Genomic DNA, 24,205 nt, shown 5'->3' on the forward strand with positions numbered 1-24,205 from the left:
ATCTCTCAAATAAATGTGGTTCGATGCGTTGTCAGCTATAGAGTTTTGCTGTAAACATTAAGTCTGACCCAATGTACGATGATCGTTTCGATAGCCTGGCATCGTTCATTGCACAGAGTGCGTTCAAAAAATCTGTGCCCCACCCAAAGATATTCCAATACTGGAATCAATCCCAATTAACTCACTGTAGGAGAACACTGATGAAGCAAATTAAAGTGACTTGCTGGCTGTTATTATTGTCGTTGTGTGTACCGTCATTGTCACGCGCCGATGTAAAATTGCCGAATGTTTTTACGGATCACATGGTCCTGCAACGCAATCTGGAAAACCCAGTTTGGGGTTGGGATGAACCCGGTACTAAAGTCACTGTCAAAATTGGAGATCAATCTCACTCCGCTGAGGCGGACAAAGATGGTCGCTGGCAGGTCAAACTCTCTCCACTTCCAGCCGGTGGTCCACATAAGTTGACTGTTGCGGGAACATCAGAAAAAACGATCAGCGATGTTCTCGTCGGCGAAGTCTGGGTTTGCTCTGGTCAATCCAACATGGCCTGGCAGGTTTCTAACGCCAACGATGCCGACCTCGAGCGGCTGACCGCCAACTATCCTGAAATCCGTTTAATCACGGTTCCCAATCGTGCTTCACAGGAAGACGAAACTAACTTTGATGGCGAATGGAAAGTCTGCTCTCCAGACACAGTCAACGATTTCTCAGCCGTCGGCTACTTTTTTGGACGTCAGATTCATCAGACATTGAACGTCCCCGTCGGACTGATCGACAATGCCTGGGGGGGCTCTTCAGCAGAAGCCTGGGTCAAACGGGATGTCATGAATAACGACAAGCGTTTTGCGGAACTGGTCGAAAACTGGGAAAACATCGAAGCCACTTACGATGCTGAGGCTGTGAAAAAAAGCTATCAGGATCAACTTGCGAAATGGAAGGAAGCAGTCCAGGCCGCCAAAGCTGCAGGTAAGCCACAACCTCGTCAGCCGCGAGCTCCACGAAACCCTCTCACTGGCAATCATCGTCCCGGTAACCTGTTTGGAGGATGCCTGCATCCGATCATCGGCTACGGCATCAAAGGAGCGATCTGGTATCAGGGGGAGTCGAATGCGAACCGTGCGTATCAGTATCGCGACCTGTTCGCATTAATGATTCAGCATTGGCGTGCAGAATGGAATCAGGGAGACTTCCCGTTCTACTGGGTTTCTCTGGCTGACTTCCGTCGTGAAGCCGGTGCCCCAGGAGAAAGTTCATGGGCTGAATTGCGTGAGGCTCAAACGATGACTCTTGCTCTTCCTAACACTGGCGAAGCGATCATTGTCGATCTTGGCGAATCCGACGATATTCATCCGCGTAACAAACAGGATGTTGCAATGCGATTGGCCCGACTCGCCTTGAATCAGGATTACGGGATCGATGTAGTCGCCCGTAGTCCACGTTATGAATCTCATGAAGTCAAAGGCGATCATGTCATTGTCACCTTCCAGGATGTCGGGACTGCACTCGATACCTTCGATGTCCGCGAGCCAGTCGGCTTCACCATCGCAGGCGAAGATCGTGTCTTCCTGCCTGCCCAGGCTAAAATTGTTGGCAACGGCAACAACAAAATCGAAGTCTGGAGCGACAATGTGAAGAACCCGGTTTCTGTCCGTTACGCCTGGGCCGATAACCCTGTCTGCAATGTACAAAATACCGTTGGACTACCGCTAACTCCATTCCGAACTGATGACTGGGAAGGTGTGACTGCGAACAACAAGAAGTAATTGATGAGTTCACTCGAATCGAAAGGCCGCTCATGAACTTCATGAACGGCCTTTTTTATCAAGTTCTCCATCTTAAAGATCTATCTTTTATTACTAACTGAAGTTTTGCAAAACGCTGGAATTCAAAACGAATGAGAAGTCAGCGTATGAAATATCGAGAGTATCTTAACCCGACGCGTCAGCGAGGGGACGGCTTCTGATTAATAATTCGGTTAACTCTAAAACCAGTTGGCTACTGTTATTTCACATGAAAATTTGCACTGTGAAACATAAACCCTGGTTGTATATACATTCGTTTAATCGGGTTTTCAAAGACCATATCCAGCAGATTATCAAATTCACACGGGCCCCTCGCTGACGCGTCGGGTTAAGATTTTATTGAAATTTGCAAAACTTCAGTTACTAATGTCGACGTCCCAAAAGAGAGCAGAACCGTTTATCGGTTGAACTTACAGGGGAACTGGTCATGATTGAGGAGTTAATCAAATCGGATCAGCGCTCGATCGATTTGTTAGGGAAGAGTTTTCGTCCAGGGAGTCGACAAATTCATGGCTGATTTTGCGCAAAATGGGGTCATCGGTACGCTTCACAATTTGAGACATCGCACGACTGAGGAGCTCGATGCGGATCTCTCGGAATGGTCAGCCGAACGGCCAATGGCGTTGGTGCTGCCTTGCTTGTATTCCGAGTTGGAAGGCCCGGCTCTCAATTCAATCATCGAGAAACTGGCTCAGGCTCCGTATCTGGAAGAGATCATCATCGGACTTGATCGAGCAGACCGATCTCAGTTTGAGAATGCCCGCAAATTCTTTTCGCGCCTGCCGCAGCGTCACGTCATCTTGTGGAACGATGGTCCGCGACTGCAGGCTGTCGATGCCGAACTTTCGAATCGCGGACTAGCGCCGATGGAACTCGGCAAAGGTCGAAATGTCTGGTATTGTCTCGGCTATTTTCTCGCAACAGGTCGTTGTCAGGCCGTTGCGTTACATGACTGCGATATCCTGACTTACGAACGGGATATGCTCGCTCGACTGCTCTATCCGATTGTCCATCCGACCTTCAATTACGTGTTCTGCAAAGGCTATTACTATCGAGCAGCCAATGGCAAATTGAATGGACGTGTTGTCAGGCTACTCGTCACCCCCTTACTGCGGGCGCTGCAGTTGACCATCGGGCATAACGATTATCTCGACTACATGAGCAGTTTCCGCTATCCGCTTTCCGGCGAGTTTTCGATGCGGGCAGAAGTCGTCCCCTCTTTGAGAATTCCTTCCGACTGGGGACTGGAAATCGGCACGCTTTCCGAAATGTATCGCAACTATTCGCACCATCGCATTTGCCAGGTCGATATTGCCGATGCGTACGATCATAAACATCAGCCGGTTTCAGAAGACAATCCGTCAGGAGGATTGCATCGGATGTCGGTCGATATCTGTAAGGCACTGATCCGAAAACTGGCCGTGAATGGTAAAGTTTTTTCGCCGGAAGTCTTCCGGACTCTCAAAGCCAGTTACTATCGAGCTGCTCTCGATTTAATCGATCACTATCACAACGATGCCCTGATGAGCGGGCTAACCCTGGATCGACATTCCGAAGAAGCGACCGTCGAGTTATTCAGTCAAAGTCTGATGTCAGCTGGCGAACAGTTTCTGCGAGATCCGCACGTGGCCCCTTTTATTCCGAGTTGGTCTCGGGTCACCAGTGCTGTACCAGACGTGTTTGAATCGATTCAAGATGCCGTTATACAGGATAATGCTTGAGTGTTATCTATCACATTTTCAATGATGAACTGCAGCAGAAGGCAGGAGCAAACACCGTGTATACAGGCATTTGATGCCCATGCGACTGCAGAAACTATTTGGAATTGGTCTGGAGGCTTCGCTACGGCGACATGTTTTCGTCGCAGTGTTCGAGAATTTTATCGATATTGGTGATCACTCCCTCTGAAACCGATTTCCAGAGAACTTGTCGACTGGGGTCGATTAAGACCAAACCATGCAATTCGCGGCGTCGATTGTCCAGGGATTCGAAATCGGAGAACATTTTCAGGTTCGGATCGGTGCATTGTGGGAATTCGATATCATTCGCGCGACGAATTCGCTCGACGGTCGACTGGCTGGGTAATTCGTGGCTGATCGCTACAACTTTAATTCCCCGCTCGGCAAATTCATCCGCATGTTTGGCGATTCCCGCCAGTTGCTCCATGCAATGCACGCATTGGACACCACGATAGAAAACCAGTAGAACGTGAGCGTCTTCGTAATCGTTCTGGCTGAGCTTCTCGCCATCGTAAGCTCTAGCCGACCAACTCGGAGCTTTAGTGGCAGCTTGAGTGACACTAGCAGCAAACATCATCATAATAATGGTGAAGGTAATTATCTGGAGTCGCATGAGAACCTCATCGGTTTGTGGTCAGTGTTTTGTGAAATTGAGCCTTTCATCAGTTTAGATTCTATGCATTCATTAATTGGAAATCAAAAGGCGCTACTGTTTTCCCAAATTTTTGATGTATGCATACAGATTTGCTAAATCCTGATCGGTGCAGTCTTTGAGCAGATTTTCCGGCATGAGCGATTTATCGAGCTGCTTCCGAAATTCGATATTGTCGGCTTCAATGCGAATTGTCCGGTGTGAGGTATCACGTAAAAGCAATCCATCAATCGATTCGTAAATGATAATTCCATTGTATGTTTTGCCTTCCATCGTTGTGATCAATGTCGAACGATACCGCGACGAGACATCCTTATGCGGGTTGACGATTGCCTCCATCAAATCCTGCTGAGAAAAGCGATTGGTCACCCCTTCTAAATTGGGGCCAACCGCGTTGCGACCGTTATGGCATTGGTTGCATTGTTTTTTTACGTAAAGTTCTTCTCCCAAAGCACGCTGGCCTGTCGTCCAGTCGATCGAATACAGTCGCTCCCGCATTTCGGCCCAGGCATCGTTTCCGGTCCGGTTATCGAGAGTGATGGTCGTCTCCGGGAATTCGGTTTCCATCCAATCGGCCCAAAGCTTTGCCAGCTCCCGATGGCTCATCTCTGCTCCCGCAATGGATTCTGAAGGTCGCGGCAAATCGACTTCCTGTTGCCGTTCTTCAAGCAGTTTCACCGCCATTGGATCGAGTTGGTTCAGTGTTTCATTCCACATCGCTTCCACGCCTTCAAGACTCGCAAGTCGATTCAGCAATCTGACCAGAGCGGCCAAATCATTTGGTGAATAGTCTTTCCAGGCGGTCGTTGCTTCCAGACATCCCGCAGCTATGTCCAGTTCGTCAGAGCTCAGTCCATCGAGAATCACTTCTCGATCTTCGGGGAAATTCTTTTCAGCCAGAATATTCAGAGCCGTGCCGTGAAGTAAATCGTTGTCTATTGATTCGCGAGCCAGTTCGAGGACTTCCTGAGAGTTTTGCTCGCCGAAACGACTGAGCAGATCGACCGACAAATCGATTTCTCCCGACTGGACCCGCTCCAAGAACAGAGCGATCGCCTGATCCCGAACTTCACCCTGCATCGCATCGACGAACAGATTATGTTCCGGACGTCCAAATTTCGCATGATTCGCCACCGTTTTCGACAATTCAGGATCACGAGCGGACAGCGCTTCGTACATTTCCTTAACACGGGGTTCCCAGTTGCGGTCAATCGCCAGTTTGCGTTGCTCCAGTTTTTCATGGAGTTCCAGCAGTGCCGTTGCAATTTGATTCGTTTGATCCGGGCTTCGAGGAGTCGTTATTGTCGCTGTGATGATCAGATGATGAATATCGGAGATCGGGTCAGACTCACTTGTAATGTTCTGCAGGATCTTTTCCAGCAGCACGGGACTCTCCGCAGTCAACATGGCGGTCAAACGTCCTAGTTCCCAATCGAGCGTTGCGTTTCCTGTCGGATAAACTTGTTCAATCGCCTGTTGCAAATCTGCCAGTTGCGATTCCTCCTGATTGAGCGGCAGCCGGGGCATGTAACCATCGAAAACTCCCGAATGTGCAGGACTGTCGCCAAATCCGCCAAAAGAATGTTGAATCAGCAGGACAGCATTCAACTGCAGTTGAGGATCTTTCAGGCGAGACAAGGCAGCGGTGCCGATATCGTGCCAGCCGTAGGGATGTCCAACATAACCTCGATCCACAAAGGCCCATGCCATCAAGATGGATTCCGGCCAGCCTGACGTTCGTGCCGCATCTCCGACGGCTCGAAAACTATTGTCCGACATGCGTGTTGCAACCTGTACAGCCAGAAAGCGAACAACGTGATCTTCATGTCCCAGACATTTGGCAATCTCAGATTCAAAACCGACCAGCGTTTCTGCCGGGCAAGTGATCAGTCCTTCGAGTGCACTGCGGACGACAGCCGGGCTTTCGTCGTTCAAATAAGGCTGCAGAGTCAGCAAATCGGGTTTGCCGGCATCGGAACGTCCGTAAGACCAGGCGGTTCGGGCACGGAGTTCGCGATCGGTTTCCCGTTCCATCGACTTCATGAAGTCGACATCAGGACCCTGAAATTTTTCTGTCAGCACTTCAATGGCTCTCAGGCGTTCCGGGACAGAGCGACTGCGATCCAAAGCGGCTCGGAGAAAGGCTTCTTCTCCAAGCGTTTTTGTGAGTGGTTCCCAACGGGCTCGCGACCACGCTTCGAGAGGTTGGTCAGCCTGAAGAACGCGTTCGATGGGAGGCAACACTTTCTGAACAGAGGTTTGATCGCTCCCGTCTGCATTTTCATAAGTGATTCGAAAAACCGATCCTTGAGTTCCTCGTCCGCCGGCTGAAATGTATAACGCTCCGTCAGCCCCTACGACGGCATCGGTTGGAGCAAACCCATACGGGCTGATTCCCTTGGCAAACTCACGCGATTGAGCCTGCCAGGAGGCTCCCTGACGTTTCATTTTGACGGCGATCACTCTGCCGTAAGTCCAGTCAAGAACGAATAGCGTATTCCGGAACTCTTCCGGGAATTGACGGTGCTGATAGGAAACAACTCCAGTCGGCGAGCCTCGACCCGTTTCGACCATTGTCGGGCTCATCTCCAGAAAATAGTTGGGCCGTTTCCAGCTGCGGGAGACCCAGCCATGATTCATCCCGGAAACACTGTTGAAAACCCGTGTCGGACGATACCACGGCAATGAGATGTCTCGCTCGCCATCACTGTCGTATGCAAATAGATCTCCGACAGAATTGAAGTCAAAATCGTATGCATTGCGATAGCCGTCAGACAGAACCTGCAGTTCGCTGAAATTAGGCGAAAACCGCAGTAGTAGGCCGGCGTCGGGTTTGCGAATGGGTGAGGAGGCATTGTCGATTAGCGTCTCATCGATACCAGTTTCATTTCCCTGAATCAGATAATACCAGCCATCAGGACCTTTACGGATCGCATGAGCAAAATGTTCGCCACCGGTTCGACAGCGATAAATCAACTCGGCTTCACCATCGGCTTTACCATCGCCATCTTCATCGAGATACAGCATGATGCCATCGTCGCCAATGCAGTAAAGCCTGGTTCCGTCAAAGCAAAGCCCCTGGGCTACTGAAGCGGGTCCATTCGCAAAAACTTCGAACGATTCGGCCAAGCCATCGTGATCGGCATCGATCAATGTGTGAATATAGCCCGGTCCCGAGACAACGATCCGCCCTTGGGAATCGGTTGTCATGCACTGCACGCTCGGGGCAATATTGTCGGCTGCAAATAGCGTCGCCCGAAATCCAGGGGGAAGTTCGAGCGGTACGTCTGCCGCCCTGACTTCTTGAAAGTTCGTAACGGCCGCAGTCAGGCAGAAAACCGCCAGCAGAACTTGATTGATCGACCAGACTGGACTTGGTATTAAAGATTTCTTCATGAATGGGATCGCTTCTTCCTGTCACATCCTTAGTGATTCCCGACCTGCAAAAGCCAGCAGATCGCAAGTCGCTCGCAACTTGTGAACCCATCATAATAAGATATTCCAATTGCGAGAAGACGACCCGCGGCACAACTTTGAGGTTCTTATGCGATTTTCATTTTCCGTTTGTTCTTCCTCGAATTCTTACTGTAATCCCCTTGTATTCAAGGGTCTGGCCCTCTTGCTCTGCCTCTCAAGTAGTGCAAGCCGCCTTTCAGCGACAGAATTATTTGTCCATAACTCCGTTGGGAATGATTCGAACAGCGGCACCAGGGAAGCTCCTTTTGCGACGATTCAACAAGCGGTCAAACTGGCTCAGCCGGGAGATCAAATCACACTCCTGCCGCCGCGAGCCATTTATCGACAATCCGTTACGTTCAATAACAGGCAGGATTTGACCATCGAAGGGAATCTGGTCACGCTGGAGGGAGCGGATCCGCTGCCTGAAACAGGCTGGGAAGATCTTGGGAATGAGTTATCTCGCAGATTGATGCCACGAACAACTTATGATCGCCATCTGCTGATTATCAATCATGTCACCGAGCGGATGGGACGGACTCAATCGTCTAATTCTCCAGAGTTTCCGAAACCCGAACAACTGACTTCAGGACAATTCTGCTTTGAAAATATCGATGAGAAGCAGGGCTGGTTGTATGTGAAAGGCTCGACGGAAAACCTGGAATGGTCTGTCCGTGTCAATGGAATCGCGACTGGAGGAACGACCGAGCGCATCACCATCCGTAATTTGAATGCCCGACACTTCCTCAATGATGGCTTTAATGTGCACGGAAAAACGACTGAATTTCGCTGTCACACCATTCAGGGGTACGACTGTTTCGACGAAGGCTTCAGCGCCCACGACGACTGCGAATGCGTCATCCAGAAAGGTGATTTCTGGGGCAACGAAAACGGCATTGCTGATGTCAACCGGGCAATCACAACTTACGAAGAATGCCTGTTTTACGACAATGTGAACGTCGATGTCCTGCTTATTGGGAAACGACACATTCTTAAAGACTGCAGTATTGTCAATCAGACGAATGCGACTGCGCTCACGGCAGGCCCGCGGGAAGTGAGTACAGAGGAGCCTTTTCGATTAACAATGACTGACGTCTCAATCGTTGGTAAGCAGAAAAATCCTGCCAGAGTCCGCATTAATGGCGGACTCCTGAAAATGCAGGACTGTCAATTTGAAAACGTGGAACTCAATACGATTGGAGCAGAAATCGTTGAGTGAGAAGAACGGCTGATACAAATTACCGGAAAGATGATTTGTTCCAGTCGCGGACTCTTAATCCTTGTCCACATCAACATCGACTTCACCAGTATCTTTATCACGATCAACATCGAGATCACCGCTGGGGGTCTCGACATCGAGCACATCCTGCTCATTATCACAGCCTGTTGAGAGCGAGCAGCAGAGTGCAATCATCGCAATTGAAAAAATCTGTAATGGCTTGAATTTGAAATGGTTCATTGATGAATCCTTCTGGATTGAAAGTCAAAATTTGTAATGACAATTTCACTAAGCACAATTCATACCATTTGAGATTCAACCATACTTTGTCTTAAAATGTCTCAATATCGAAGCGTATTTAGGCCGTCCAGGCATCACGATGACCGCTAACCATTCATTGAAATGGCTTCTACGAGACTTCATCATCCGGCAACGTCTCATTCCCCGTCGCCCGCTTGCGTTTGCCGGCATCGATATACTCTGCCCGCATTTTTGCATATTGAGCCGGTGTCATTTCCGGTTCGGGATGCGGACTTTTCGCTTGTGAATCTGAGAAATATCGTTCCAGATAAGCCACGCACCAGCCACAACCGGTTCCCGCGCCGCCACATTGACTGATTTGACTGGCCCGGCGGGGTTTGTGCAGCCGAATGTAATTCAGGATCTTCCGCTTGGAGACATGAAAGCAGTAACAGACTTTATCATCGAGTTCCATAAGTCAACAGATTGTTAATTGTTTGATTTTCTTTCAACATTCGATCAGGACTTGACCGAAGTCTTTCCTGTTCCAGTATGATGGAGTCCAGATCAGAAGTCGAGAGGGCAGTGTGATGAAGCGTCCACCATCGCAGCTGAAGAGGTATGAAGGGTCCGTAGATGATTCAATTCGAATGTCCATATTGTCAGGCTGTCCTGCGAGTTCCCGACTCTGCAATGGGGCAGCAGGGGGCCTGCCCAAAATGTCAGAAATCGTTGCTGATTCCCAATCCAATGGCTCAGCAAGCCTCTCCAGCGGCACCTGTTCAGCCCGTAACATCGCAGCCTCCATCTGGAATCTCTGGGGCAACTCTCCCCCCTGCTCCGCCAAAATCAGCGGACGATGCCGTCGGCGAACTGTTTGAAGCACTGTCGCACCCCGAACAACATACGCCGAGTGAAGACCCACTCGTACGGGTTGCAGTTCGTAAACGAAGATCATCGGGTTCAGTCCTCACTGGAGCGGTCTTTATCCTGATCTGCGTTGCTGGACTTTACTCGCTCTACTATTTTCTCAATCCCAAAATGCGTGGCGAACTGACGGGAACGATTGTCAAAAGTGATTCCATTCCCTATATCAAAATCCCGCGACTGCAAATCGCCGACCAGGCTGTCTTCGAAACCTTCCTGCAGAATTACAATGGCGATCGCATCAGCATCAACAGTCAGATTTTGAAATCCTCCCTCGAAGCTCATGCGAAAGGAATCGACATCAAAGTCGATGCCAGCACAACCACAAAAATTGTGCGAGTTGATGTCCTTCAAAACAAACCGTTGCGGGAATTTCATCGAGAAGCCTTTGCAAGGATCGATAAACTCCGCAAAGAAAAACTGGCAGCCGCGATAACCGATTTTATGACACGAGTCAACGAAACCGATCAGGTCCTGCAAAGTTCCAGAACACTCCTGGAATTTCGCGATCGACTTATATTACCTGCCTGCGTTAATGGACTGGGCTATCGACTGATCGCTCAAGCCAAAGGCAAACAATACCCCTGTCTCTGGCAGGATAAAGAGGATCGACTTTACTTTGCGGTCCCGTTTGATGTGAATCAGTTTGAAATTATCGAGCGGGAAATTCTGGGGGACGCCCGTCAGTTTCCTGCCAATCTGTTGTTCACCGTTAACATTCAAAGTAAATCGGCCACACCTGCTGCCAAAGAAGAATCACCAACCCCAACGGAATCCGAATTAGAGGAAGCCGGAACTTCAGAATCAGGAATGGCGACTCCTGAAATGACAACGTTCGGACATAGCATGACTCCGAATGATAAGATGGAGTAATCTATTTTTCTCTGAGGAAAATTTACCGCCAAGAAACACAAAATGGAATTATAGACTCGAAACTTATAACCCAGACTCAGCCGATGCCGCAGCAAATCGTGAAGTCGGCAATGCAATCGTTCGCGACATTGAGAAGGGGACCGCATTTTCATTCCCTACAGACTGGAGCAGCACCGTCACTTCAATCGCAGCAGGCAGGCCACCATCCAGATCGCTGTCCCATTCTTCGAGCCAGCTTTCTCCATCAAAATACAGAAACTGCATTTCGACCAGTTCGGGAACTGCCAAAGCATCCAGCCAGTTCTGCGTGGAGAGTTCCGCATCGGTCAATGATTCCGCACGAGCTAGAGGTTGCTCGGGATCCAAACCTTCTAAACTCAGTTCCAGTGTCTCGGACGTATTGTATCCCCAGGTGAGCAATCGCTGCTGTCGTTTTCCGATGTCCGAAGCTTCGACCGGATCGATATCCAGCGAAAACTGTCGTCCGGTTCTCAACACCGGTTGAGCCAGAAACTGCAAGGAGAGAGTATCTCCCATTAAAAACTTCGAGACGGCCGTCGATTCGGCCGCTTCATCGAACATCAGCATCGTCTGATCTTCATCGAGGGCCAGAATCGAGCCGGCATCGTTGTTTGTGCTCGATGTTCCTGACGTTTCCGTTGCAGGAAGTTCCCCGGCAATCGACTGCAGATCCCACTCCAGTTGACGCAGCAAATTACGTCCTGTCTCTGCCAGATGCACGCTCTGTCCCGATTCCGACTCCACCTGATACACAATGAGTATCAACCCACTGATTCCCAACAGCACCAGCGAAGTCAGCGCAGCAGCAAGCACCAGTTCCAGTAAAGTGAAACCGTCGTTCGAATAAGAGGGTTGCTGCTTTGAAATCTTCACAGCGATTCTTCCACCTCTTCGGGCACGTACAGATACCGCGTCAACGAAACATCGGCATCAATCCGCTCATTATTGTTGAGGTGTTTCACCCGCACTGTCGTTACAAATAATGTCGTCCAGTCGGTATCAGTTGAGCTGACGGAGTAGGTCCATTGAGGATCTTCATTCAAGACTTCATTAGCGACTTCGCTCGGTATCGTCTGGCTGGCGACCAGTTCCGCAAGTATCGATTCTGCATACACCAGAGCTTCAGTCTCGCGAGTTGCCTGGGTCGAACCGAGACGAGCCGATTCCAGCAATTGAGCCAGCATCCCGGCTGAAATCGCCAGAATGGTCAGTGAGATCACAACCTCGAATAACGAGAACGCATTGCGAGAATGATTTAACCGATTCATGGCCTGAGAGCCTCCAGTCGATCCGGCGTATGCTGATCGATCGAAACATACCCGTTCAAAGTGGAGACTTCAAACAGATATCCCTTTTTAGATTCTTCTTCGATCAGAAAAATCATCCCACTGGCGGTGCCATCAGCAAAATACAGCATTTCCGGAGACCAGCGATGTTCCTGGGAATTCAGGCCGAGTTCTCCGAGTTGTTCGGACGTCAGTGTTTCTGCAAAGTCAGAAAATCCAAACTTGAGCGACTCCGGCAGCGTGACACTCGAAGTCGCGGGCTCATTAAAGACACCCGCAATGAGCACATGATCGCCCGAGGAAAAGCGAATCCAGCGGGGTTGTCCAGACCGGACGGCATCCCGCCGCTGATTATTCAGAAACTGCTCGATTCGTCCAACCACATCCAGCATTTGCTGTCGGTAGAGCAGAGCATTAATCGTCGGCACAGTAATCGAGATCAAAACCGAAAGCAGGGCCACACTCAGGAGCAACTCCAGCAGTGTGAACCCTGATTTTTTCACGATCATTACTCGATTCATCTCAAATATAAGTTAGGTGCATTCAGTGAAAGTATGGAAAATAGCTAATAGTCAGTTCCCTCTCCCTGAGGGAGAGGGGGAATTTAGGTGACATTCCATTAGAACGTCGAAGTGCGCCCCTCATCCGGCCTTTGGTCCCAACCGCTCCCCAGGAGAAGTAAAATAAACTTCGGTGTTCTGCGGGAGCAAACACAGCGAACACAGCGAACACAGCGAACTCAGTCGTTGAATCGCTCATGCGACCGCCACTGGTAGAGCAGAATGCTCTAGGTTTCGCCCCAGTTGGCGACGTCGTCGCCGCTGCCTTGTTCGTCGGACTTATTAGGTCCCAGTGACCAGATGGCCGGTTCGGTGCCATTATTCTTGGAACTTGGATATTCATACATCAATTGTTGTCCCCAGGCATCTTTGGGAATTTCCGGGAGCAGTGGATCGACAGCATTTCCTTCGGAATCTTTATTCGAAGCCAACAGTTCGAAGACTTCCTGACCGCCGTTCGGATATTCCCCTCCATTGGCAACGGCATACAGTTTCAAGGCCTGTTCCAAGCCGTGAATACTGGATTCGGTCGCCTGAATATTGGCTTTCTTCTGGCTGCCGAGCAGGTTCGGAACAACCATCGCCGCAATTACACCCAGAATTGCCAGAACAATCAGCAATTCGAGCAGGGTGAAGGCGTTTCGCGAGGAATTTCGGATCAATTTACGAGTCATCGAGCGTTTCATGGCAGGCCTCCGTCTTTCGACAGATTTTATAATAGTGGGGGGGATTGAAGTCCACAATTGGGACTGTTTTAAACATTTCGGTGTAGGTCAGGCTATGCCTGACCTACGAGTTTTCGAGGATTTTATCCCCTTCTATCAATTAAACCAGACTTGAGCTCTGAAGTATCGGTAAAAGGAGTGCGAGGAGAATAAATAATACGAAACCGGCCAGGCCAAGCAGCATCACCGGTTCCAGTAATTGTACAAGTGTTGCCAGTCGTGTCTGGACTTTACGTTCAAGTTGGTCGGCTACTTCAACGAGCACCCGTTCCAACTGGTTGGACTCTTCGGCGACCGCGATCATTTCAACCACATCGGTCGAAAAATGTGTCGAATTTCTCAGTGGCCCGGCCAGCGACTTTCCGCTCGCAACAAACCCCGAGGCACTTTCAATCGCCCGTTCGATGGCGATATTGCCACTCGCCTTGCGGGCAATCGAAATCGCACGCAGCATCGGCACGCCGTTTTGCAGCAGGGTTCCGAGCACGCGGGTGAATCGGGCAACCGCCAGATTACGAAAAATTCCTGCCAGCCCGAACTTCAACGAGCCGACTTTCCATTCCTTGATCAGCAATCCATCCAGTATTTCCCGACCACGGTCGGTTTTCAACCACCTCAGCATCAGCCAGATGCCCAGAACCAAGCCGACAAACAACGGCAACCAGTAAGATTGCAGGGTATTACTGATCGCCCTCAAAATTTGCGTCGCCCACGGCAAGCCCCGCTCGGCTTCCATGCGATCGAAAATCGTCTGAAACTTAGGCACGAAAAAGACCAGCATCACGACTGCAATAATCACACTGAAAGTGCCGACAAAGGCGGGGTAGATCATCGCTCCCATCACTTTGCCTTTGAGCTCATTCTGATGCTGCACAAATAAGGCGAGCCGTTTGAGAGCATCTTCCAGAAAGCTTCCCTCTTCCCCTGCTTCAACCAAGCTGATGACCAGCGTCGAAAATGTAGCAGGATGCCGTGCAAATGCCTGAGCGAGCGGCCTACCATCGGCGACCTGCTCACGAATGTCCGCCACAATTCCCTTTAACGTTGGATTGGCGGCCTGATCTTCAATCAGCTTCAAAGACCGCAACAACGGCACACCGGAAGTAAGCAAGTCGGCCAGTTGCGAATAAAACGCGACCAGAGCCGTCGTTCCGACCTTTTTTTCTCGGGTAAAAGCAGACATGACCGATGCGGGAGCCGGCTCGACGCGAATCGGAAACAGCTGCATGTCCCCCAGCAGCGACAACGCCTCCTGCTGATCTCCAGCCGCCAACGTCCCCGCCACCGACTTTCCGCTCGTATTTCTCGCTTTATAAATAAAATCAGGCATACTTCAGATCATAAAAAGTCTGCAATTGAGAGTCCCTGCAGATTTTAACACCGAAGAGAAGCAAATAGACCTGTGATGTGGGAGGAAATCCACGGGAAGATATAAAAATTACTGAAGAGATAGTAAGCGATCTGTTATCGTGAAAGAATCACCCAGTAAAAATAGATTGTCAATGCAAATCCATAGAGTGTAATCAGGATCACAACGATGCCAAATATTCTAAAGACAAGTCGCATGAATTTCGAAGGTGGTTTGTGTCCGTGATAGAGGCTGACCATGAGATTGTCTTACTAGCTCAATCGCCGATAGAGCTCTCTGTTTTTCTCCAGTACATACTGAGCAGCACGATCAAAATCCTCATCGGGCTTTGTGAGAAGATCGTTAATCGCTGCACGGGCGAGGTCGTGAGGATCAACTCCTAATTCGTTGGCCAGTTCGTTTACTGGCGATTGGATTGTTCATTCGTGAGCTCAAGTGAGAGATTCATATTTCCTCCGAAAAGAATCATTTGATCCTCAGTATATGACAGAGTTGATAATTCCGTCTATAAAAAAACGCGCCTTCGTGATGAAATGAAGGCGCGCTAAAGAAGTTCCGTTACTTAAAACTCTCCCAGCACCTCGCCTCCTGCACTCGTGGCAAGTTGTCGCCAAATGTCGAGGTTGATGTTTTCGCTGACAAAGCGGATGCTGTCATTGACACAAGAGTGACATGTTCTCCAATGTTTTTCTTCATAAACTCAAGTGATTCAGGATTCGTTTCTGATGCAGAATAATTTGCTGCCCGTTCGTAAGAGAATCGAGCCATTCACGATGGCTGCTCCATAAACAGTCGGTCGAGAAAACATAACTGCCGCTCGTCTTCGTTCTTCTGTTTCTTCTTCAGCGGTTGGGGCATTGTTCACCGGAGGGCTATCTTCAGTCCAAAGAGTGTTCTCTGATAGGACTTCAAATTCTCGCCCCGCTTTGATGACAATCGTGAGTCCATCTCTTCCGAAGACATAGATGCGATCGCCAATTCCTACAGGAGTTGCCCATGCGGATTGAGCGAGTCTTTCGGTGTAAATCGACTCCCCGGTTTCCGCATCCAGGCAATAGAGTACCCCGGCGCGATTAATCCAATACGCCAATCCATTATGTACAAACGGTGAAGCCCATGAAGGCACCGGACTGGGATCTGTCCAACGGAACTCAGGTTGCCAGATCTCATTGATTTTTGAGACCTGCATGACTCCATTCGATTTCCTTGCCAACTCTGAATTTTCCCCGTCTCGTCCCGGAGAAGCCGCGATCAAAAAGCGAGATTTACCAGCCGTTAACGGAGTTGTCCCTGTATTACCACCAACTTCTTTCCAGCTCCATAGCAGTTCACCTGTAAGTGGATCATAGCCATCAATCGAACCATCCGAACTGCAAATAATTTGCGGTTGATTTTCAATGGTGATCAATGAGGGAGAACTCCAACTGCGTCGACTTTTACGGTCAGATTTCCAAATCACTTTCCCTGACTTTTTATCAAGCCCCACCAGATACGATGGACCGGCATCATCAATCAGAATAATGAGTGTATTCTGATATTGAACGGGAGAAGCTGATAAACCGAACTCATTTTCGGGGGGACCGTAAAGTTCAGTTAACGACTGTTTCCATAACAATTTTCCAGTGTGAGATTGAGCGATGACGTCGCCGCTTTCAAAGTAGGCATACACACCTTTGGAATCGACTACCGGAGTCGGGGCGGCTCTACTCACATAAACACTGCTCTTCTGAGGTAATGAACTTGTAGTAGAATAGTTCCACTTCTGTTGACCAGTCTTCAGGCTTAAACAGGTCAACAACAGCGTTTCCTTTTTTTCACCAGAAACCGCTGTCGTATAGACATTATCACCATAAATCACCGGACTGGATTGTCCATATCCTTCAAGTTCTTGCGACCATGCAAGATTATCTTCCGGCGACCAGGAGACCGGAATTGTTTCTTGAGAAATCGTGGTTGCTCCCTGGCCAAGAAATCCCGGCCACTGCTCAACCTGAACAGCCAATGTGACACACATGAGAATCAGTTTTAATAACATCTGGTATCCTTGAATCTTTGAATTGGTAATTAACTGTAAGACGAATTTTAAAATTCTCCGATAACTTCCCCATCGTTACGAGCGCCCAGGTTTTGCCATGTTTCCTGATGGATATTCTCGCTTACAAAACGGACACTTCCATCTGCCAGCAATGCTTGAACACCACCTTGATGCCGACTTCGAGCAGATTTGATTGCCGAGGATCGTGAGTAACAATCGTTAATAAAAGAATTTGGACTACGCAAAGTGTTAAATCCTGTATCTCCAACCGATCCATCAGCCCATTTTTGTCCGCGTTCAAATGTGACGACTTGAGAATCATCCAGACACCAACTGTCTTGAACGGTAGCGGCTGTAGCATTCCAAACCATCGCCAAACTTCCTTCAGGCCCCATATTGGCAGTTCCTCGTGTTGAATCTGCAGCACCTGATCCGATAAGCGTTTCCGACATAGCCACTGTGTTGGAAGTGCCATCGGTCACGTCACGGAATTTTGTTTTGGAATCAATAAAGAAGATGCCGTCAGTGTCTTCGTATACACCTCCATCACGCCCACTTCCCTGACAGGCGACATAATTGGTTCCTGCCCAGCTATCACTGTTTCGCTCATTCACATCACTTGGGCAAAGAAAAACAGGAACTTTGATTTTAACCCAATCGACGTTATCTGGATGAACGAACCCGGTCGCAGCATAGGTTGGATCGGGGGCACCGGGAGGTAGGAACATAAAAAGGGGAACTTTGAGATTTAATGAGTCATAAATATTACTTTGTTCAAGTTGTGGACTGAGCATTGCCAATGCTGACCAACGATAAAATCGTTCATCATGCCCGGGAGCCTCTGGTGCTTGATAGTTATCTCGTTGAGATGGCATGTATCCGAAAGTTGATTCAAAATTATGTAACGCCAGACCAAGTTGTTTTAGATTATTTTTACAACTCGATCGCCGAGCCGCTTCACGGGCCTGCTGGACTGCTGGCAGGAGTAAAGCCACGAGTATGGCAATGATTGCGATGACAACGAGTAGTTCGATCAGTGTAAAACCACGCGGATTTTTTATGGATTGAGACTGTTGATTAAACATGAAATAACCTCAGCAATGAAATTGAAAAACAGGAGATGCTGCGGCCCATGATGGCACGCTCACACCGGGCGCGGGACTACCTGTGAAGAGTGAGCCAAGTCCCGAGTGAGCGCGCGAACACAAGCCGCAAGCTGTCAAAATGGAGCTGAGATTTGAGAGGAAGGATGCTTAAAATTACGTTGTTCAAAAAATCAACGCGGGTAGCGGGCGCGCTCCGCTTCAGCGGAAGCCCCCGAACGTTTAATGTCCCGGGGGCTTCTCTTCGAGAGCGCCCCTGCCCCCTATTAATTAAGCTTCTCAGATTTCAGCGAAGCCGTCGCTTTTCAAGCCAGCCGCGGTGGAGGTTCGGGGGGATCGAGCGGGCACTCGATCAGCGTTTCAGAAACGAGGCAGAGGTTGCCAGTCAATTTCATAGCAGGGAGCACGGCTCTGTTCACAACAAGATCACTCCAGGGGAGCGAGTTCCAGAAGAAACTGCTTTGACCATGGCATCGTAACACAAATGCGGTCAATACCGTCTGAGTTCTGGCTGGAGTCTTTTCAACTTCTGCAATAGTTGTTGAAGTTTCCTTGCAACAACCTGTAGGAACGACAGATTTGCAGCAAGCTTTGTCAGCAGACACAGGTTTCTGGCAACAGCTGAGAGTGACCTTCTGAACGACCTGAGTTTGAACAGGATGCTGAGCACAGCAGCTTTTCTCGACCTGAGATTTCTCTGAGGCTTCTTTCTCAGCAGCTGCAATCACATAATCGGGCGGCGTGACATGATTCGCTTTCGCCCAGGCCAGTTTTTGAGAATCATTAAAACAGCAGCAACTTTTCCAGCACTGTTTAGCAGAGGCACAACCACAAGGTCGATCCTGACAGGGAAAAGGAGTTGAACGGTCTTTGTCAGAAATGACAGGGACAGCCATCGGAAGAGGGACAATCGAAGCGCACATTCCCAACACGACAAGCAGGGCAATCGCCTGTCGGAACGTGATTCGAATTGACTTCATTAACCGAGGAAGCATGCTGGTCCAGTATCATTTGCAGACGCAATCGTTGCTTATCGGCTCACTCTCCACAGGCTGAGTTTACCAAGCCGGACAGAAGAATCCAGCGAGATTCACGAGAATCTAAAGAGTGTGACATTTTGACAGAATGGGCAATTGACTTCACCATCATTCCATTCGTTCCATGTGCCTCGTAGCGCTGCAATCTCACTCTGGTGATTCACACTCTCTGAACTGCTTGACTGCCATTGATTGAAAAGTACTCCCAGTGAAAACTCTCGTACGCCTGCGGAAAGTTACTGGTTGGCATAATAATAGAAGTATTCCAATTCCTCATGAGTCGTCACTTGATGTTCTCCTGAGTGTGAATTTGAAATAATAATCGGGTGTCATGCCCATGCTTGCGTGGGCATGTTTCTTGAGACGATCGAGTCAAATTTCAGTCGTGAAATTTATTTGATTCACTATGGAACTACCCTTGCATACAGCTAAATTACTTCCAACTGGCTTCAGCGTCCATTGCACGCTCAAATAAGTTTGAGCATGGCACTCAGTTAATTTAAAAAGCCCACATCATTTCTGATGTGGGCTTTCGATTCAATTCAATGTTCCGTTCTGGTCCGCACAGCGGACCCTACATTAGCCCTGCATGGCACCGGCGGCCATTAGCGATTCCAGGAAGCCTTTCAATTGGTGGCTGCGCACGGGATGCTGCAGTTTGCGGACGGCTTTGGCTTCGATTTGGCGGACGCGTTCACGGGTCACTTTAAAGATGCGGCCGACTTCTTCGAGGGTGTAGGTGTACCCGTCGCCGAGGCCGTAACGCAGTTTGATGATTTCGCGTTCGCGGTAGGTCAATGTTCGCAGGACATGATCGATCTTGTCCTTGAGCATCTCCTGAGTCGCTGAACTAACCGGACTTTCTGTGGACTGATCTTCGATGAAGTCGCCGAAGTAGCTGTCTTCACCTTCACCGATCGGGCGATCGAGACTGATCGGCTGGCGTGAGATTTTCATCACACGACGAGCTTCCTCAATACTCACTTCAGCTCGTTCGGCCATTTCCTCAACAGTCGGTTCGCGTCCCAGTTCCTGAACGAGATCTTTGGAGACTTTTCGTAAGCGAGACATGGTTTCAATCATGTGCACAGGAATACGAATCGTACGGGCCTGATCGGCAATCGCTCGGGTGATCGCCTGACGAATCCACCAGGTGGCGTAAGTCGAGAATTTGTAGCCACGGCGATATTCGTATTTGTCGACGGCTCGCATCAGGCCAGTGTTGCCCTCCTGAATGAGATCGAGGAAGTTCATGCCGCGATTACGGTATTTTTTGGCAATCGAAACGACCAGTCGCAGGTTGCCGCCGGAAAGTTCCCGCATGGCAGTTTCGTAGGCGGAGAATCGACTTTCGATTTCTTTGATACGAGCCTGCAACGATTCCGGAGTTTCGTAGGTCATCACCATTAAGTCGTGAAGTTCACGTTCGATGGCAGCTTTTTCGTTCTCCGAATTCTGTCGACGGCTGACAACTTTATGCTTGTGCTTCAACTCGTTCATACGAGCAGAAATCTGCTGCAGACGTTTGAACAAGGGATGCAGACGTTGCGTACGTAAGCTCAGTTCCTCAACGAGCGTCGTCATTTTACGACGTCGGGTATTGAGCGAATGACGAGCCTGCTTTTGTTCTTCAGATGAAAGCTCTGGGTCGATGGAGCGTTGGAAGTCGTGCTTGTTCTTCTCCATCAGGTAGTCGAGAGTTTTCAGATTGTGCGGCATGCGGCCGAGAATCTGTTCTTTCTCGAGACTTTCCGTCAAAGAAACTTTGATCGTACGATCGAATGGCAATTCTCCACGATGCACTTTGGCCAGTGTTTCGATGGCAGCCTGCATCGCACAATCGTTTTCCATCAGATGACGACGGAATTGCTTGCGAGTCACTTCGATTTTCTTGGCAAGCGTGATTTCCTCAACACGTGTCAGCAACGGGATTTCTCCCATCTGTGTGAGGTAAATGCGTACGGGATCGTCGATTCGCTTGGAACCTTCTTCTTCCGCGATGAGATCTCCTGAACGTTTTTCTGATTTGGAGGTCTTCTTTTTCTTGGCGGACTCCAGTTCGGTTTTCCGTTTGGAGACGTGCTTCTCAGGAATGATGTCCATTCCGAGTTCTTCCAGAGAATGCAGCAGGTGATCGAGCTTGTCCGGATTGACCCCCTCATCGGGCAGGTAATCGTTGACCTGACTAAAGGTGATGTAACCCTGTTTGCGTCCAGATTTAATCAATTGCTGTAGGTTGTCATCAAGCTGATGCATGGATATCTCCTCGAAGTTGATCTCTCGTCTGTTGTCCGTTGCAGTGATTGTCTCATTTCACTATAGGACGAAAAACGGACAGAGTTGAGATTATTGAGACGATGCAGTATTGCGCGTCACACGTTGCTGGTGAAATTGAGCCGCATCCTGCAGCATTTGTCTCATCCGTTCGTCGACCGATGTTGGTTCGTGATTTTCGATCGCAACAGTACGCGTCGACGTTCGGTGCTGGGATTCCCTCTGTTCCCAATTCAGTTGCTCGATCACCTGATTCAGATAAAACGGAATGCGGTTCCCCTCGGAATCCTGCAGCGTCTCCTGAAGTTTGTCGGTAATCTTCTTCTGTTCGGCTTCGGTCGTTATCGCCATAATGAATCGCTTCAATTCTGGCTCTTCCAACTCGCTCATCAGCGAGTCGACTCCGGTGTATTCTCCTCTTTGATTCTGCTCGGCACATTGCGAGAGAAGTTCCAGGACAATTTTGTTTCGTATGATTGTCATCGTTTCCCGTTGTAAAACCACCGTGATGCATTCGGGCATCATGATGATAATTTCCAACAGGTCTCGCTCAAGAGCAGTTCTCCGATTCAAGTTCGGCTTTAAAAGCTGATCGATCTGTTTTCGCAGAGACACCTGAGGAACGTCCCGAGATGTTTCCTGAAAGACCTGATTGAACTCTTCCCCATTTAAATCGTTCGTCTGCTGGTGAAAAAAGTCAACATCTGCATCGTTCGGCTGTGAACGTGAGATGCTATGTTGACTTGACGCAACTTTCGGGCCTTTCGCTCGCAATTTTGCCAAATCACTTCGTAATTTTTGCTCCTGAGAGCCCCGCAAGCCGACTTGATTGGCCAGTCGATTCAGCAGCAGATCTTCACGTTTTGTGCCTTGCAAAGCGGGTGCGACGGCGATCAGAGCGAGCATTTCCTCAGTGATTTTTTCACTGGCAAATGTTGAGTTGGAATTATGCTCTCCTGCAAGTTGCTGAAGTTTAAAGTCCCACGCTTCCTGTGCTTTTTGCAAAAGATTTTGAAATTCCTGCACGCCATGTTTTTCAAGATACTCGGGCGGATCCATTCCGTCAGGCAGTGCCAGCAGCTTCAGTTCGATCTCATGCGACAATAAACGTGGCAAGGCTCGGTTAGCCGCGTTTTGTCCCGCTTTATCACCATCAAAAATCAGAATCACGTTCTGACAGAACCGTTTAATCAAGGCAACATGCTCATGAGTTAACGCTGTTCCCAAGGTCGCCACAACGTTGGGAATTCCCACTTGGTGCAGGCTGATACAATCTGTATAGCCTTCAACGACGATAACCTGATTTCGACCACGCATCGCGTCTCGGGCATGGTCGATGCCGTAAAGTTGCTTGCTTTTGTTAAAGAGATAACTTTCTTTGCTGTTCTGATATTTCCCAAATTTCTCATCTTCGCTGCCTGGCAGCACCCGTCCTCCAAAGGCGATGACTTGGCCGCGTTCGTTGCGAATCGGAAAGATGATACGGTTACGAAAGTGATCGAAATATCCGCCGCCGTTGGCTCGCTGGGCAATTAATCGAGCTTCTTCAAGTTGTTGTTTCGTGAACTTTCCATTAGAGGAATTCCCCAGCCACTCCCAGGGACCGGGATGGAAACCGATTTCAAAGTCCGACCAGATTTCCTCGCAGAAGCCGCGATCGAGTAAATAATCCCGAGCGGCTTCGGCTGCGGGATCTGTCAGCAGACAATTGTGAAATTTTTGACTGGCCCAGCCGAGAGCAGATAATAGAGTATTTCGGTCTGTTCCTCGAGTGCCGCTTTTCTGCTGGTTTTTGGGCATTTCCAGACCAGCGCGGTTGGCGAGTTGCTCTAAAGCGTCTCGAAATTGCAGTCCTTCTAATTTCTGGACATAGCTAAAGCAGTCTCCGCCTTCATTACAAACCCAGCATCTGTAAGTCTGGCGAGAGGGATCAATCGTCATTGAGGGATCATGATCGTCATGGAAAGGGCAGAGAGTGACATATTCACTTCCCCCTTTTCTCGGCGTCACTGTGCGAGTTTCGCCAATGAGCGCAATGAGATCAGTCTGGGCGCGAACCTCTTCTTTGAATTCGCTCCACTTATCCATCTGCACGTTGATAATTCCCCTCAAGCCTGTTCGCACTTCACTGATTCAAACTCTTGGCAATACATCTCTTCGCTGACAGGTCAATCAGCAGAGAGATCCCCCGGCTCACAATGGCATTGCGTTCGCGTCTGTCCTCAATGGAGCATTTCCCTCGACAGCGATTCAGGCAAGTCTACAGTTGTTCATTTTGTATGCTGGCGGGACGACCAAAGGCGTCACATCACAACTCTACCACCAATGCAAGCCTCCGCAAATGAAATCCATAGAAAGTTAAACAAACAGAGGATCACGTAACCCTATAAATAGTAGAGAGATAAGGGCCATATTCATAGTGCCTGTCTTCACTGTCTGGGAATGTGGCCGTATTTCAACCTGTTTGTGGAATTGTTACGACTGGGATCATTGATTCAACCGCACTAAACTTTCTGGACACTTAGTTTATAGGACATGGCTTGGTTTTCCTGAGTTAATTATTCCGGCTCAAAGTGGTTCAAAGTTCCTATAAATCATGACTATTTATTGATAATGAGAAAGGCCCGTCTGTCACTGGCTCCTCTGGAAGTCAACCCCTTTGGCTGGTTGAGTGCCGTCCCCTCGCTGACGCTACGGGGTAAGTTCGCACTCACTCGTTACTATGGTTTACTTACGCAGGATATCTCCGAAAGATCCTTTCGGGGCGGCTCAGCTGCAAGAAGTTCCTTTTGGAGTTCACGATCAACCACAAGTAATCTAGTGGACTGCGACCAAAAAGATCACGGATCGATCAGGCATATCCAGCTTCGATGAGTGTCACACA

General features: G+C 49.2%; 18 protein-coding genes. 4 read left to right on the forward strand and 14 right to left on the reverse strand.

Annotated elements, in window-relative coordinates; genetic code table 11:
* The first annotated feature begins 200 nt into the window (after positions 1-200).
* Positions 201-1,766 carry a sialate O-acetylesterase gene (locus Pan54_RS14775; RefSeq protein WP_146504214.1) on the forward strand — a complete coding sequence of 522 codons (1,566 nt, stop codon included), beginning with the start codon at positions 201-203 and terminating at the stop codon, positions 1,764-1,766.
* A gap of 548 nt (positions 1,767-2,314) precedes the next feature.
* Entirely contained in the window at positions 2,315-3,526 is a 1,212-nt protein-coding gene (locus Pan54_RS14780) for a glycosyl transferase (RefSeq protein ID WP_146504215.1), read from the forward strand.
* 121 nt (positions 3,527-3,647) lie between these two features.
* Here the strand turns inward: Pan54_RS14780 and Pan54_RS14785 are convergent, their stop codons facing one another.
* Positions 3,648-4,157, reverse strand: a complete 510-nt coding sequence (locus Pan54_RS14785) for a redoxin domain-containing protein (protein ID WP_146504216.1) — start codon at positions 4,155-4,157, stop codon at positions 3,648-3,650.
* 93 nt (positions 4,158-4,250) lie between these two features.
* Positions 4,251-7,592: a PVC-type heme-binding CxxCH protein gene (locus Pan54_RS14790; RefSeq protein WP_146504217.1), complete on the reverse strand. Its 3,342-nt coding sequence runs from the start codon at positions 7,590-7,592 to the stop codon at positions 4,251-4,253.
* Positions 7,593-7,815: 223 nt separating this feature from the next.
* Here Pan54_RS14790 and Pan54_RS14795 point away from each other — a divergent pair, with 223 nt between their 5' ends.
* The gene (locus Pan54_RS14795) at positions 7,816-8,871 is read left to right on the forward strand and encodes a DUF1565 domain-containing protein (RefSeq protein WP_165441786.1); all 1,056 of its coding nucleotides are present in this window, start codon (positions 7,816-7,818) and stop codon (positions 8,869-8,871) included.
* A gap of 54 nt (positions 8,872-8,925) precedes the next feature.
* Here Pan54_RS14795 and Pan54_RS14800 read toward each other — a convergent pair whose 3' ends face one another.
* Both Pan54_RS14800 and Pan54_RS14805 read right to left on the reverse strand, forming a co-directional pair.
* Entirely contained in the window at positions 8,926-9,111 is a 186-nt protein-coding gene (locus tag Pan54_RS14800; RefSeq protein ID WP_146504219.1) for a hypothetical protein, read from the reverse strand.
* Positions 9,112-9,280: 169 nt separating this feature from the next.
* Positions 9,281-9,586, reverse strand: coding sequence for a (2Fe-2S)-binding protein (locus Pan54_RS14805; protein WP_146504220.1), 306 nt, complete (start codon positions 9,584-9,586; stop codon positions 9,281-9,283).
* Positions 9,587-9,747: 161 nt separating this feature from the next.
* Here Pan54_RS14805 and Pan54_RS14810 point away from each other — a divergent pair, with 161 nt between their 5' ends.
* Positions 9,748-10,911, forward strand: coding sequence for a hypothetical protein (locus Pan54_RS14810; RefSeq protein WP_146504221.1), 1,164 nt, complete (start codon positions 9,748-9,750; stop codon positions 10,909-10,911).
* A gap of 63 nt (positions 10,912-10,974) precedes the next feature.
* On the opposite strand, the gene Pan54_RS14815 is transcribed toward Pan54_RS14810, so the two are convergent.
* The 10 genes from Pan54_RS14815 to dnaG all read right to left on the reverse strand — a co-directional run bounded on the left by Pan54_RS14815 (position 10,975) and on the right by dnaG (position 23,409).
* Positions 10,975-11,805: a prepilin-type N-terminal cleavage/methylation domain-containing protein gene (locus Pan54_RS14815; protein WP_146504222.1), complete on the reverse strand. Its 831-nt coding sequence runs from the start codon at positions 11,803-11,805 to the stop codon at positions 10,975-10,977.
* Positions 11,802-12,200 (reverse strand): type IV pilus modification PilV family protein, encoded by a 399-nt coding sequence (locus Pan54_RS14820; protein ID WP_146504223.1) that lies wholly within the window; start codon positions 12,198-12,200, stop codon positions 11,802-11,804. The genes Pan54_RS14815 and Pan54_RS14820 overlap by 4 nt, the downstream gene beginning before the upstream one ends.
* Positions 12,197-12,727, reverse strand: a complete 531-nt coding sequence (locus tag Pan54_RS14825; protein ID WP_207310147.1) for a prepilin-type N-terminal cleavage/methylation domain-containing protein — start codon at positions 12,725-12,727, stop codon at positions 12,197-12,199. Before Pan54_RS14825 ends, Pan54_RS14820 begins: the two co-directional genes overlap by 4 nt.
* A gap of 278 nt (positions 12,728-13,005) precedes the next feature.
* Complete coding sequence (locus Pan54_RS14830) at positions 13,006-13,464, reverse strand: type II secretion system protein GspG (protein WP_146504225.1); 459 nt, start codon at positions 13,462-13,464, stop codon at positions 13,006-13,008.
* A gap of 139 nt (positions 13,465-13,603) precedes the next feature.
* Entirely contained in the window at positions 13,604-14,833 is a 1,230-nt protein-coding gene (locus Pan54_RS14835) for a type II secretion system F family protein (protein WP_146504226.1), read from the reverse strand.
* A 748-nt stretch (positions 14,834-15,581) separates the two neighbouring features.
* Positions 15,582-16,907, reverse strand: coding sequence for an outer membrane protein assembly factor BamB family protein (locus tag Pan54_RS14845; RefSeq protein ID WP_146504227.1), 1,326 nt, complete (start codon positions 16,905-16,907; stop codon positions 15,582-15,584).
* Between the two features lie 47 nt (positions 16,908-16,954).
* Positions 16,955-17,992, reverse strand: a complete 1,038-nt coding sequence (locus Pan54_RS14850; RefSeq protein WP_146504228.1) for a DUF1559 domain-containing protein — start codon at positions 17,990-17,992, stop codon at positions 16,955-16,957.
* A 323-nt stretch (positions 17,993-18,315) separates the two neighbouring features.
* Positions 18,316-18,990: a hypothetical protein gene (locus Pan54_RS14855; RefSeq protein ID WP_146504229.1), complete on the reverse strand. Its 675-nt coding sequence runs from the start codon at positions 18,988-18,990 to the stop codon at positions 18,316-18,318.
* 636 nt (positions 18,991-19,626) lie between these two features.
* The gene (gene rpoD, locus Pan54_RS26665) at positions 19,627-21,303 is read right to left on the reverse strand and encodes an RNA polymerase sigma factor RpoD (protein ID WP_146504230.1); all 1,677 of its coding nucleotides are present in this window, start codon (positions 21,301-21,303) and stop codon (positions 19,627-19,629) included.
* Positions 21,304-21,393: 90 nt separating this feature from the next.
* Positions 21,394-23,409, reverse strand: coding sequence for a DNA primase (gene dnaG / locus Pan54_RS14865; protein WP_242631468.1), 2,016 nt, complete (start codon positions 23,407-23,409; stop codon positions 21,394-21,396).
* Positions 23,410-24,205 lie beyond the last annotated feature (796 nt).

It is taken from the genome of Rubinisphaera italica, assembly GCF_007859715.1.
GTDB lineage: Bacteria > Planctomycetota > Planctomycetia > Planctomycetales > Planctomycetaceae > Rubinisphaera > Rubinisphaera italica.